This is a genomic window from Cupriavidus lacunae (assembly GCF_003353055.1).
GTDB classification, from domain to species: Bacteria; Pseudomonadota; Gammaproteobacteria; order Burkholderiales; family Burkholderiaceae; genus Cupriavidus; species Cupriavidus lacunae.
Genome location: NZ_QKWJ01000001.1, coordinates 43,677 through 56,823 on the forward strand (window position 1 = coordinate 43,677; position 13,147 = coordinate 56,823).

Below are 13,147 nucleotides of genomic sequence, written 5' to 3' on the forward strand. Positions count from 1 at the left end.
GTGGACCCGGCGCGGCAGCCGCTCGCGTGGCGCGCCAGGCGGCAAAGGCAATACTTTAGCGCACCTTAGCGCTTAGCTCCGGACCGGCGCCAGCGGCCACGCGCGGCGCATCCAGGCGAACGCCAGCGCGCCCAGCAGCAGCGCCGCCGCCGCGCACGCCAGCGAACTGGCGAAGCCCCCGGTGCGCGCCACCAGCGCGGTTGCCAGCGGCGGCCCGGCGATCTGGCCCAGCCCGTAGGATGCCGTCATCAGGCCCATCAGCCGCGGCGCGTGCGGCCCCCACAGGCGCCGCGCCTCGCGCATGGCAAAGGCCACCAGCGCGGTGAACGGCAGCCCCGCCAGCAGGCTGCTGAGGGCAAAGCCGGCCACGGTCGGGAACACCACGGCGATCGCCACGCCCAGCGCCTGCATGCCATACAGCAGCGTCAGCAGCTTGCGGCTGTCGTGCGCGATGCCCACCCGCGTCGCCAGGAACGCGCCCACCGCCACGCCCGCGCCGAAGATCGGCCAGAACAGGTCGGCCCAGACCGTGCCCGGCAGCGCCTCGCGCGCAATCACGGGCAGGAAGGTCGCGGTGATGATGTAGCCAAAGCCGGCCAGGCCGTAGGCGAAGGTCAGCGTCCAGGTCTGGGCATCGAGCGGCGCGGCGGCAGTGTCTGCCGCCGCGTGGGACGGTGCATTCGCCGCCGCCACGGCAGGCTGCGCGACGAAGATCCGCCAGACCGCGGCCACCAGCACCACCGCCAGGACCGTGAAGGCGAGCCAGCCGTAGTCCGCGTTCCAGCCCGCGCCCACCATGCCGGATGCACCCAGTCCGGTGACGACAATGCCCAGCCCCGGCCCGCAGAAGATCAGTCCGGCGAGTTCCGGCTTGCCCAGTTCCGCCAGCCGCTGCAGGCACCAGCCCGCGGTGTAGACCATCACCACCGCGCTGGTCACGCCCGCGGCACCACGCCACAGCGACCAGGCCGGCATGCCGCCCGGCAGGGCCATGCCCAGCGTGAGCAGCACCGTCGCCACCAGGCCCCAGCGCACCATGCGCACCGCGTCGGGCCGGATGAACATGCACACGGCGGCACCGGCGAAGTAGCCGATGTAGTTGAACGTGGCCAGCCAGCCGCCTTCGTGCAGCGTGACGGTGCCGTCATGCAGCATCATCGGCAGCAACGGCGTAAAGGCAAAGCGGCCGATGCCCATCACCACCGCCAGCGACACCAGGCCGGCCAGGGCCACCGCCACCGGGCCGGCTTCGCGGCGTGCCCTGGCGGGGGCAGCCAGGCGCGCGGCGGGATGTTCAGGCTCGAGGCTGTGGGGGGTCGGCATGATCGTGGCTGTGGGGGCAGCGGTTGCATTGCGATGTCTGTATGCTACGCTGGCTTTATCATCCCCAAAAATGAATTATCAAGATGCCAGACATCTTGATTTCAGATGGATAACCGCCGGAGCCCCCATGGATCTTGCCGCGCTTGAGATCTTCCGCGCCGTCGTCGAAGCCGGCGGCATCACCCGCGCGGCCGAGCGGCTGCACCGGGTGCAGTCCAATGTCACCACCCGCATCCGCCAGCTGGAGCAGTCGCTGGGCGTTGACCTGTTTGTGCGCGACGGCCGGCGCATGGTGCTGACGCCCTCCGGCAAGACCCTGTTCGACTACGCCTGCCGCATCCTGACGATGACCGAGGAAGCGCGCCAGGCGGTATTGCCGACACGCCCGCACGGACGGCTGCGCATCGCCTCGATGGAAAGCACGGCCGCCAGCCGTCTGCCCAATGTGCTGGCAGCGTATCATCAGGCGTGGCCCGACGTGCAGCTGGAACTGGTCACGCTGCCCACGCGCCAGGCGCTGGATGCGCTGGCGCGTTTCGAAGTGGAGTGCGCCTTCGTCGCCGAGCCGCTGACCGACCCGGGGCTGAGCGCCGTCTCGGTATTCGAGGAAGAGCTGGTGGTGATCACGCGCGAGCGCCATCGGCCGGTGCGCACCGCGGCCGACCTGGAGGTGCCGACGCTGCTGGCATTCGAACCCGGCTGCAACTACCGCGCCCGGCTGGAGAACTGGTATGTGATCGGCGATGCGCCGACGCCGCGCGTGCTGCAGCTCAACTCGTACCATGCCATCGTCGCCTGCGTGGCGGCCGGCATCGGCGCGGCGATCGTGCCGAGCTCGGTGCTGGGCCTGTACCGGGACCTGCCCGCCATCCAGCAGCACAGCCTGGGGGCGGCGGGCTGCGTGCGCACGCTGCTGGCCTGGCACCCGTCGATGGCCAGCGCGGCCCTGCATGCCCTGGTCGACACCCTCACCACGGCATCCCCCGCGCCCGCCGGCAAGCCGGAACTGGCGGCGGCCTGAGCGGCTGGCACGGCTGGCGCGGGCACGGCGGCAGGCCGCGTGCAAGATGTGCCCGGTGGCCTACACTTGAAGTGGCGCCACCACTGCACCCAGCGTGCCTCGCCCCCTGCCATGAAACCTGCTACCGCGCTGCTGCGGGCCCTTCGGCTGCTGCCCAGCCTGGCGCTGGCGTGCTGCGCCCTTGCTTTCGGCGCCACCGGCGCCTCGGCACCGTCCGCCACAGCCATCGGCACGGCCACCGCGCCGGTCTATGTGATTCCGCTGAAAGGCGCAGTCGGCCCGGCCAGTGCCAGCTTTATCCTGCGCGGCCTGGAGCGCGCCCGCGAGGCCGGCGCCCAGCTGGTGGTGCTGGAAATGGACACCCCGGGCGGGCTGGACGCGTCGATGCGCGAGATCATCCAGGCCATCCTGGCGTCGCCGGTGCCGGTGGCCAGCTATGTCTATCCCGGCGGCGCACGCGCGGCCAGCGCCGGCACCTACATCCTCTATGCCAGCCATATCGCGGCGATGGCGCCGGGCACCAACCTGGGCGCGGCCACCCCGGTGCAGGTCGGCATTGGCGGGCCGCAGAAGCCCGAGGCCCTGCCCGGCGCCAAACCCGCCTCGGCTCCGGCCAGCGAGCCCGCGGGGGGCGACACCATGGCGCGCAAGCAGATGCACGACGCCTCGGCCTATATCCGCGGCCTGGCGCAACTGCGCGGACGCAATGCCGAATGGGCCGAGCGCGCGGTGCGCGAGTCGGTCAGCCTGTCGGCCGACGAGGCGCTGGCCCAGCACGTGGTCGACCTGGTGGCCGCCGACCTGCCCGCGCTGTTGCGCGAGGTCGAAGGCCGCAAGCTCACCGCCGCCGGCGGCAAGGCCAGCGTGCTGCGCACCGCCAATGCGCCGGTGGTCACACTGGAGCCCGACTGGCGCAGCCGCTTCCTGGCCGTGATCACCGAGCCCAGCGTGGCGCTGCTGCTGATGATGATCGGCATCTACGGCCTGATCTTCGAGTTCTCCACGCCGGGCATGGTGGTGCCCGGCATTGGCGGCGCGATCTGCCTGCTGGTGGCGCTGTTCGCGCTGCACATGCTGCCCGTGAGCTACGCCGGGCTGGCGCTGGTGGCACTGGGCATCGGCTGCATGGTGGCGGAGCTGTTCCTGCCGACCTTCGGCGCGCTGGGCGTGGGCGGCATCATTGCCTTCGCCTTTGGCGCGGTGATGCTGATCGACACCGACGTGCCGGGCTTCGGCGTGCCGCTGCCGATGGTGGCGGCCATGTCGGCGCTGTCCGCGATCTTCGTATTCGGCATGTCGGCGATGCTGGTGCGCGCGCGCAGGCGCCCGGTGGTCAGCGGTGCCGACACACTGGTCGGCATGCGCGGCGAAATGCTGGACGACCTGCACGACGAAGGCTGGGCCTCGGTGCGCGGCGAGACCTGGCGCGTGCGCAGCGCCAGCCCGTTGCCGCGCGGCACGCCGGTGCTCGTCACCGCGCGCGATGGCCTGATGCTTGAGGTGACCGCCGCCGGCAACGCCCCGCTTGTTCCGACATCCCCATCCCAACCGACGCCAGACAAGGGAGCCTGACCATGGCCTACGGATTCAGCTTCGGCGGTGTGATCTTCCTGCTGGCACTGCTGGTGATCACCTCGTTCCGCGTGCTGCGCGAATACGAACGCGGCGTGGTGTTCATGCTGGGACGCTTCTGGCGCGTCAAGGGCCCGGGCCTGGTGCTGCTGATCCCCGCCGTGCAGCAGATGGTCAGGGTCGACCTGCGCACGGTGGTGATGGACGTGCCGCCGCAGGACGTGATCTCGCGTGACAACGTCTCGGTAAAGGTCAATGCGGTGGTGTACTTCCGCGTGGTCGATCCGGAGCGCGCCATCATCCAGGTGGCGAACTTCCTGGAAGCCACCAGCCAGCTGGCGCAGACCACCCTGCGCTCGGTGCTGGGCAAGCACGAACTGGACGAGATGCTGGCCGAGCGCGAGAAGCTCAACCTCGACATCCAGCAGGCGCTGGACGCCCAGACCGACGGCTGGGGCATCAAGGTCTCGAACGTCGAGATCAAGCATGTCGACCTCAACGAAACCATGATCCGCGCGATTGCCCGGCAGGCCGAGGCCGAACGCGAGCGGCGCGCCAAGGTGATCCATGCCGAAGGCGAACTGCAGGCTTCGGTGAAGCTGCTTGAAGCGGCGCAGATGCTGGCGCGCGAACCGCAAGCCATGCAGCTGCGCTACCTGCAGACATTGACGCAGATCGCCGGGGACAAGAGCTCTACCATCGTCTTCCCGCTGCCGATCGACATTCTCAACCGGCTGGCCGGCAAGCCGCCCGGCGACGAGCGCCCATAGAAAATGGCGCCGAAGCGCCATTAGGAAAGGCAGTGTCTGAGGGGATATTCCCCTCGGCCGATCAAACCTTGCTTGCCACCCACTCGCTGACACCCGCCAGCGCCTGCGGCAGCTTGGCCGGCTCGGTGCCGCCAGCCTGGGCCATGTCGGGGCGGCCACCACCCTTGCCGCCCACTTGCTGCGCGACAAAGTTGACCAGCTCGCCGGCCTTGACCTTGCCCGTGGCATCGGCGGTGACGCCAGCGATCAGGCTGACCTTGCCGTCGGACACCGCACCCAGCACGATGGCCGCGCTCTGCAGCTTGTCCTTGAGCTTGTCCATGGTCTCGCGCAGGGTCTTCACGTCGGCGCCGTCCAGCTGCGCAGCCAGCACCTTCAGGCCCTTGATATCGACCGCCTGCGCGGCCAACTCGTCGCCCTGCGAGGCGGCCAGCTTGCTCTTCAGGCGTTCCAGTTCCTTCTCCAGCGCGCGCACCTGGTCCTGCACCTGGCCAATGCGCGGCACCAGTTCCGACGGCTGGGCCTTCAGCACGGCGGCGGCTTCGTTGAGCTTGGCATCCAGGCCCTGCAGGTAGTGCAGCGCGTTGTCGCCGGTAATGGCTTCCACGCGGCGGATGCCGGCAGCGACGCCGCCTTCCATCACGATCTTGAACAGGCCGATATCGCCGGTGCGGTGCACGTGGGTGCCGCCGCACAGTTCCTTCGAGGTGCCGATCGACAGCACGCGCACGTCGTCGGCGTACTTCTCGCCGAACAGTGCCATCGCGCCGCTCTTGACCGCATCGTCGAACGGCATGATCTCGGCATGCGTGTCGTCGTTGCGCAGGATCTCGGCGTTGACGATCTCTTCCACACGGCGGATCTGCTCGTCGGTCAGCGCGGCGTTGTGCGAGAAGTCGAAGCGGGTCTTGTCCGCATCCACCAGCGAGCCCTTCTGCTGCACGTGGCTGCCCAGCACTTCGCGCAGGGCCTTGTGCATCAGGTGGGTAGCCGAGTGGTTGCGCACGGTGCGCGCGCGGCGCTGCGCGTCGACCTGGGCCGACACGGCATCGCCCGCCTTGAGCGCGCCGCCTTGCAGCGTGCCCTGGTGGCCGAACACATCGGCCTGGACCTTGGTAGTGTCCGCTACGGCAAAGACAGCATTGCCGGCCTTCAGCACGCCCTGGTCGCCGGCCTGGCCGCCGGATTCGGCGTAGAACGGGGTGTTGTCGAGCACCACCACGCCGGTCTGGCCCGGCTGCATGGTGTCGACAACGGCGCCGTCCACATACAGCGCAATGACCTTCGCCTGTGGCAGTTCCAGCTTCTCGTAGCCGTGGAACACGGTCTTGTCACCGGTGTACTCCAGGCCCGCGGCCATCTTGAACTTGCCGGCGGCACGAGCCTGCTCGCGCTGGCGGGTCATGGCGGCGTCGAAAGCGGCTTCGTCCACGCCGATTTCCTGCTCGCGGCACACATCCTGCGTCAGATCCAGCGGGAAGCCGAAAGTGTCGTGCAGCTTGAACGCGAGTTCGCCGTCGAGCGTCTTGCCGCCCTTGAGCTTGAGCTCGGCCAGCGCGGCGTCGAGGATAGTCATGCCGTTTTCGATGGTCTCGAAGAAGCGCTCTTCCTCGGCCTTCAGCACTTCGGTCACGCGCGACTGCGCTTCGGCCAGTTCCGGATAGGCCTCGCCCATCTGGGCGACCAGGTCGGGCACCAGCTTGTGGAAGAACGGCGTCTTCTGGCCCAGCTTGTAGCCGTGGCGGATGGCGCGGCGGATGATCCGGCGCAGCACGTAGCCGCGGCCTTCGTTGCCGGGGATCACGCCGTCGACGATCAGGAACGAGCACGCGCGGATATGGTCGGCAATGACCTTCAGCGAGTTCTGGTTCAGGTTGTCGATATGGGTTTCACGCCCGGCGGCTTTGATCAGCGCCTGGAACAGGTCGATCTCATAGTTGCTGTGCACATGCTGCAGCACCGCGGCAATGCGCTCCAGGCCCATCCCGGTGTCCACGCACGGCTTGGGCAGCGGCGTCATGTTGCCCTGCTCGTCGCGGTTGAACTGCATGAACACCAGGTTCCAGATCTCGATGTAGCGGTCGCCGTCTTCCTCGGGCGATCCCGGGGGGCCGCCCCACACGTCCGGGCCGTGGTCGTAGAAGATTTCCGAGCACGGGCCGCACGGGCCGGTGTCGGCCATCTGCCAGAAGTTGTCCGAGGCGTAGCGCGCGCCCTTGTTGTCGCCGATGCGCACGATGCGCTCGGCCGGCACACCCACTTCCTTGGCCCAGATGTCGTAGGCCTCGTCGTCTTCCGCGTAGACCGTCACCCACAGCTTCTCTGCCGGCAGCTGGTAGGTCTTGGTCAGCAGTTCCCACGCGTACTGGATGGCCTCGCGCTTGAAGTAGTCGCCAAACGAGAAGTTGCCCAGCATCTCGAAGAACGTATGGTGGCGGGCGGTGTAGCCCACGTTCTCGAGGTCGTTGTGCTTGCCGCCGGCGCGCACCGAGCGCTGCGACGAAGTGGCGCGGGTGTACGGCCGCTTGTCGGTGCCCAGGAACACGTCCTTGAACTGCACCATGCCGGAATTGGTAAACAGCAGCGTCGGGTCGTTCGCCGGCACCAGGCTGGACGAGCGGACCACGGTATGGCCCTTCGATTCGAAGAACTGCAGGAACTTGCTGCGAATGTCTGAGACTTTCATGGGATGGCGGACGCTTGCCCTGGCGTGGCCGGGCGCGACGAATCAGTATTGGATTTGCAAACCGTTGATTATACGGGCAAGGCAGCCTGCCGGGCACGTCAGGCACGGCACCGCGGACCCGGCCGGCTATCGCCCAAATCCCGCCACAGAAAGAGCCCTATGCAGCACTCAACGACGCATCGGCGATTGGCCGGTGGTACAGTGCAGGCAACTCGCGCCGGCCCCGGCTTCACGGGGTGCGCCGACCTCTCGCATTTGCGACCGATTCCCGCCTCACCCTCAGCATTGACTACCGCCATGGGAGCCTTAAGCCATCTCCGCGTCCTCGACCTGACCCGCGTGCTTGCCGGGCCGTGGTGCGCCCAGAACCTTGCCGATTTTGGCGCCGACGTGATCAAGATCGAGCGCCCCGGCGCCGGCGACGACACCCGCACCTGGGGCCCGCCCTGGCTCAAGGACGAGGACGGCCGCGACACCGCCGAAGCCGCCTACTACCTCGCCGCCAACCGCAACAAGCGCTCGGTGACCTGCGACATCAGCACGCCGGACGGCCAGCAGATCGTGCGCGAGCTGGCGGCGCAGAGCGACGTGGTGCTCGAGAACTACAAGGTCGGCCAGCTCAGGAAGTACGGCCTGGACTATGAATCGCTCAAACTGGTCAAGCCCAACCTGATCTACTGCTCGGTCACCGGCTTCGGCCAGACCGGCCCGTACGCCGCGCGCCCGGGCTACGACTTCATCATCCAGGGCATGGGCGGCTTCATGAGCCTGACCGGCGAGCGCGACGACCTGCCCGGCGGCGGCCCGCAGAAGGCCGGCGTGGCCATTTCCGACCTGATGACCGGCCAGTACGCCACCATCGCCGTGCTGGCGGCGCTGGCGCACCGCGACCGCACCGGCGAGGGCCAGTACATCGACATGGCCCTGCTGGACGTGCAGGTGGCGATGCTGGCCAATATGAACACCAACTACCTGGCCAGCGGCGAGGCGCCGCGCCGCTGGGGCAATGCGCATCCCAATATCGTTCCCTACCAGACCTTCCAGGCCGCCGATGGCTGGATCATCGTCGCGGTGGGCAACGACGGGCAGTTCCGCAAGTTCGTGGCCGACGGCGGCAAGCCCGAGCTGGCCGACGACCCGCGCTTTGCCACCAACCCGCAGCGCGTGGCCAACCGCGACGTGCTGGTGCCGATCCTGGCCGAGATGGTGCGCCCGCGCACCCGCGACCAGTGGATCCGCGACCTGGAGGCCGCCGGCGTGCCGTGCGGCCCGATCAACACCCTCGACGACGTGTTCGAGGACGACCAGGTCAAGGCGCGCGGCCTGCGCGTGGACCTGCCCCACCCCAGCGCCGGCGAAGTCAAGCTGGTGGGCAGCCCGATCAAGATGAGCGCCACGCCGCCGCAGGCGCTGCGCCACCCGCCGCTGCTGGGCGAGCACACCGACACGGTGCTGGCCGACACGCTGGGCTACAGCGCAGCGCAGATCGAAGCACTGCGTGCAAAGGGTGTGCTGTAAGATTCTCCTCCGACCGTCGGCGGGCTTCGGCCCGCCAACGGTGCTGCGATTTCCGGAAGCCATTCCCTTCCTGACCGAAGCACCAGAGGAGAACCCATGCTGACCGATGCCCTGCTGGCCTTCCTGCACTTCCTTGCGATCTTCGTCCTGATCACCCTGATGGCCGCCGAGGCCGTGGTGCTGCGCCCGGACATCACGCCGGCCACCGTGCGGCGCCTGTCGCTGTACGACCTGTTCTATTTCCTGTCCGCGATGGTGGTGCTGGCCACCGGCCTGCTGCGCCTGTTCTACGGCGCCAAGGGTGTCGGCTTCTACCTGCACAACCCGTGGTTCCACGCCAAGATGGGCGTGTTCGTGCTGATCGCGCTGTGCTCGCTGCCGCCGACCTTTGCCATTGCGCGCTGGCGCAAGCAGGCGCGCCGGCTGCCCGACTACGTGCCGCCGCCGTCGGAACTGAAGGCCGCCCGCCGCTGGGTCATGATCGAAGCCCACCTGGTGATCCTGCTGCCGCTGTGCGCGGTCATGATGGCGCGGGGCATCGGCGCCAGATAAGTATCCCAATCCCCCTGAAGTCCGAGACATGCTGAAGAAACTGCTTGCCGCCGCGCTGACCGCGGCGCTGCTGCCCGCCGCCGCCGTGGCGGCCACCAATACCTATCCGACCAAGCCGGTCCGCTTCGTGGTGCCCTACCCGGCCGGCGGCCCGCTCGACACCGTCGCGCGCGCCATCGGCGAGAAGCTGCGCGACAGCCTGGGCCAGCCGGTGGTGGTCGAGAACAAGCCCGGCGCGGGCGGCAACCTGGGCGCGGACTACGTCGCCAAGCAGCCGGCCGACGGCTACACCATCGTCATGGGCGCGGTGGCCACGCACGCCATCAACCCGACGCTGTTCAGCAAGATGCCGTACGACCCGGTCAAGGACTTCGCCCCGGTCACGCTGGTGGCCGACGTGCCCAACGTGCTGGTGATGCACCCGGGCAAGGCCGCCGAGCTGCACATCAACAATGTGCGCGACCTGGTCGCGTACGCGCGCAAGAACCCGGGCAAGCTGGACTACGCCTCGGGCGGCAACGGCAGCGCCGGGCACCTGTCGGGCGAGCTGTTCAAGAGCATGGCGAAGATCAGCATGGTCCATATCCCGTACAACGGCGCGTCGCCGGCGCAGCTGTCGGTGCTGTCGGGCCAGACCGACCTGATCTTCGACAACCTGGCTTCGGGCTCGGCCAATATCAAGGCGGGCAAGCTCAAGGCCTTTGCCGTCACCACCGCCAGCCGCGCGGCGGCGTTCCCGGAACTGCCGACCATTGCCGAAGCCGGCAAGGGGCTGGGCCTGGAAGGCTTCGACATCTCAACGTGGTTCGGCGTGTTCGCGCCGGCCAACACCCCGCGCGAGATCGTCGAGCGGCTCAACCACGAGATCGTGGCGATCCTGAAGACCGACGACATGAAGGCCCGCCTGGCCCGCATCGGCGCACAGCCGGCGCCGACCACGCCCGAGCAGTTCGCGGCGCTGGTCCAGCGCGAACTGAAGAAGTACGCGCAGATCGTGAAGGTGTCCGGGGCGAAGGTGGACTAATAGAAAAGGCGGCCACGGCCGCCTTTCTTGTCCCTACTCCGCCTCGGCGCCCTCCCCGCTCCTGGCGCCACCATCCTTTCTGCGCCGCGGCCATAGCCGCCCGCCCGAATCCCCCTCCAGCCGCGGCAGCAGCAGTCCCACCTGCAGGATCCGCGCACCCTCCATGCGCGTCACCGTCAGCGGCAGGCCGGCGATCTCGACGCTGTCGCCCTCCACCGGCGGCGAGGTGAAGGCCCGCAGCATGGCAGCCTCGAGCGTCAGCGGCGCGTCTTCCGGCGCCAGCGCGCGCGTGCCGTACAGCGCCGCCACATCGCGCAGCAGCGCATCGCCCGACAGCAGGAAATCGTGCGAGGCCTGCTCCCAGGTGGGCGCGCGGCCCGGCGCCTGGAACAGCGCCGACAGCATCGGCAGGCTCGTCACCGGGGCCAGCACCGAGACGCTGTCGCCGGCGCGCAGCACGGTCTGGTCCAGCACCGCCAGCGCATCGTCGCGCGCTACCGTCATCAGCCGGCAGCGCGGCGGCAGCTCCAGCTGGTCGGCACGCACGTTCTCGACGGGCGCGTTGGGACCCACCTCGAACTGCATCACTTCCAGGATCGGCGCGCGCGTGCCGCGCAGGCGCGAACGCGCCAGCGGCTCGGGGTAGCCGGGGCGCAGCACGCGCGCCAGCCGCGCGGCCAGCGACACCGTGGTGCCCTGGAACAGCAGGCTCGCCAGCACCACGGCAAAGGCAATGCGGAACAGCAGCCCCGCTTGCGGCACCTCGCGCAGCAGCGGGAACAGCGCCAGCACGATCGGCACCGCGCCGCGCAGGCCCATCCAGGCGATAAAGCCGGTCTCGCGCGCATTGAAGCGGAACGGCAGCAGCGCCAGCCACACCGCCACGGGGCGCGCCACCAGCATCAGGAAGGCCGCCACGGCCACCGCCGGGCCGGCCACCTCCCAGATCCGGTGCGGCGCCACCAGCAAGCCCAGCAGCAGGAACATGGCCGACTGCGCCAGCCAGGCCATGCCGTCCATGGCGCGCATGGTGTCCGCGGTGACCGCGCGCTCCCGGTTGCCGATCAGCATGCCGGTCAGGTACACCGCCAGGAAGCCGCTGCCCCCGGCGGTCTGCACGATGGCAAAGACCATCGCGCCGCCCGAGCACAGCAGGATCGCCTGCAGCCCCTCGGCCACCCGGATACGCTCCAGCACATTGGCCAGGCAATAGCCAAGCCCCAGGCCAAGCGCGCCGCCCACGCCGAACTGCACCAGCAGCCGCAGGGCCAGGCCCAGCGGCGTCAGGCCTTCAGGGGCGGTCAGCCATTCGATCAGCGTCAGGGTCAGGAAGATCGCCATCGGGTCATTGATGCCGGATTCGATCTCCAGCACGCTCGCGACCCGGTCCTTGAGCCGGATGCCACTGCTGTTCAGCAGCGAGAACACCGCGGCCGCGTCGGTCGAGCCGACGATGGCCCCCAGCAGCAGCCCGAGCCGCCAGTCGATGCCCAGCAGCCACGCGGCGAACACGCCCACCAGCCCGGCCGTCACCAGCACCCCCACTGTCGCCAGCGACAAAGACGGCTTGAGCGCCACCCGGAAGGTCGCAAGGCGCGTGCGCAAGCCGCCGTCGAGCAGGATCACCGCCAGTGCCAGGTTGCCGACCAGGAAGCTGAGCCAGGTATCGGAGAAGCGGATGCCGCCCGGGCCATCCACGCCGGCGAGCATGCCCACGGCCAGGAAGACCAGCAGGAACGGCACGCCGAAGCGTGCCGAGAACGCACCCAGCACGATGCCCAGCGACATCACGATGGCGCCGAGCAGGATGACGTGGTCGATGGTTTCCAAACGGCCCCTTGTGTTGCGTAAGCGTTCCCTTGCGAAACCTTTCAAACCTTGCAGCAGCTGGTGCCGCTGCGTGGCTCCAGCCCCCCCTCCGAACCGCTCCGGATGATAGCGCAGCGGGCCGGCCACGGGATGGCGCATCTGTCCGCCAGGCCGCCTCCAGACTGGCCCAGCCGGACTTTTATGCGCTCTTTCACTAGGGGATACCCTCAGCATGACCCTGTTTGCAGACATCTGAAAGGTAGCTGAAAGGTCGCCCCCTTAACTTCCACCCTGCCCGCAGGAGGGCCTCCGAAAAATGCCGCCTTGATGCAACGCAACAAAGGCAATAAGGAGGCCAGCCGCAGTTTTCAAAGCAGTCTTATCGAGGAGATTCACTTTGCGCATACGTAGCCAAAAGGACTTTGCCTCCGGCCTGATGTTCATTCTGGTCGGATTCGGCTTTTCCTGGGTCGCGCGCGGTTATTCCATGGGAACCGCCGCAAAAATGGGACCGGGATATTTCCCGTTCTGGCTTGGCATCGTGCTCGCCCTGCTGGGCGCGCTGGTGCTGTGGGGCGCGCTGTCTTCCAAGGCGGAACAAGACAGCCTGGCCCGCTGGGACATCAAGACGCTGTTGTGGATCCTCGGTGCGGTGGTGCTGTTCGGCCTGATGCTCAAGCCGCTGGGCATGGTGCTGTCGGTGCTGGTGCTGGTGCTGGTGTCGTCGATGGCCAGCCACGAGTTCAGCTGGAAGGGTGCCATCCTGAACGCCATCATCCTGGTGCTGATCAGCATGGGCGCGTTCGTGTACGGCATCAACCTGCAGATGCCGGTGTGGCCGGCTTTCCTGGCAAGCTAAGGAGGCCGCCAAC

10 protein-coding genes are annotated in these 13,147 nt (G+C 68.4%); 7 read left to right on the top strand and 3 right to left on the bottom strand.

Annotated elements, in window-relative coordinates:
- Positions 1-72 precede the first annotated feature (72 nt).
- Positions 73-1,323 carry a YbfB/YjiJ family MFS transporter gene (locus DN412_RS00190; protein WP_115012678.1) on the bottom strand — a complete coding sequence of 417 codons (1,251 nt, stop codon included), beginning with the start codon at positions 1,321-1,323 and terminating at the stop codon, positions 73-75.
- Positions 1,324-1,450: 127 nt separating this feature from the next.
- On the opposite strand from DN412_RS00190, the gene DN412_RS00195 reads away from it, so the two are divergent.
- The 3 genes from DN412_RS00195 to DN412_RS00205 all read left to right on the top strand — a co-directional run bounded on the left by DN412_RS00195 (position 1,451) and on the right by DN412_RS00205 (position 4,686).
- A complete protein-coding gene (locus DN412_RS00195; RefSeq protein ID WP_115012679.1) occupies positions 1,451-2,344 on the top strand; it encodes a LysR substrate-binding domain-containing protein in 894 nt (297 codons plus the stop codon).
- A 111-nt stretch (positions 2,345-2,455) separates the two neighbouring features.
- The gene (locus DN412_RS00200; protein ID WP_115012680.1) at positions 2,456-3,916 is read left to right on the top strand and encodes an NfeD family protein; all 1,461 of its coding nucleotides are present in this window, start codon (positions 2,456-2,458) and stop codon (positions 3,914-3,916) included.
- A 2-nt stretch (positions 3,917-3,918) separates the two neighbouring features.
- A complete protein-coding gene (locus DN412_RS00205) occupies positions 3,919-4,686 on the top strand; it encodes a slipin family protein (RefSeq protein ID WP_013957557.1) in 768 nt (255 codons plus the stop codon).
- 61 nt (positions 4,687-4,747) lie between these two features.
- Here DN412_RS00205 and alaS read toward each other — a convergent pair whose 3' ends face one another.
- Positions 4,748-7,372, bottom strand: coding sequence for an alanine--tRNA ligase (alaS, locus tag DN412_RS00210; RefSeq protein WP_115012681.1), 2,625 nt, complete (start codon positions 7,370-7,372; stop codon positions 4,748-4,750).
- A gap of 297 nt (positions 7,373-7,669) precedes the next feature.
- On the opposite strand from alaS, the gene DN412_RS00215 reads away from it, so the two are divergent.
- The 3 genes from DN412_RS00215 to DN412_RS00225 all read left to right on the top strand — a co-directional run bounded on the left by DN412_RS00215 (position 7,670) and on the right by DN412_RS00225 (position 10,466).
- Positions 7,670-8,890, top strand: coding sequence for a CaiB/BaiF CoA transferase family protein (locus DN412_RS00215; RefSeq protein ID WP_115012682.1), 1,221 nt, complete (start codon positions 7,670-7,672; stop codon positions 8,888-8,890).
- A gap of 96 nt (positions 8,891-8,986) precedes the next feature.
- On the top strand, positions 8,987-9,442 hold the full coding sequence (locus tag DN412_RS00220; RefSeq protein WP_115012683.1) for a DUF2214 family protein: 456 nt from the start codon (positions 8,987-8,989) through the stop codon (positions 9,440-9,442).
- A gap of 28 nt (positions 9,443-9,470) precedes the next feature.
- Complete coding sequence (locus tag DN412_RS00225; protein ID WP_115012684.1) at positions 9,471-10,466, top strand: tripartite tricarboxylate transporter substrate binding protein; 996 nt, start codon at positions 9,471-9,473, stop codon at positions 10,464-10,466.
- 33 nt (positions 10,467-10,499) lie between these two features.
- Here DN412_RS00225 and DN412_RS00230 read toward each other — a convergent pair whose 3' ends face one another.
- The gene (locus tag DN412_RS00230) at positions 10,500-12,296 is read right to left on the bottom strand and encodes a potassium/proton antiporter (protein ID WP_115012685.1); all 1,797 of its coding nucleotides are present in this window, start codon (positions 12,294-12,296) and stop codon (positions 10,500-10,502) included.
- Between the two features lie 376 nt (positions 12,297-12,672).
- Between DN412_RS00230 and DN412_RS00235 the strand changes: the two genes are divergently transcribed.
- The gene (locus DN412_RS00235) at positions 12,673-13,134 is read left to right on the top strand and encodes a tripartite tricarboxylate transporter TctB family protein (protein ID WP_078197356.1); all 462 of its coding nucleotides are present in this window, start codon (positions 12,673-12,675) and stop codon (positions 13,132-13,134) included.
- Positions 13,135-13,147: the final 13 nt, after the last annotated feature.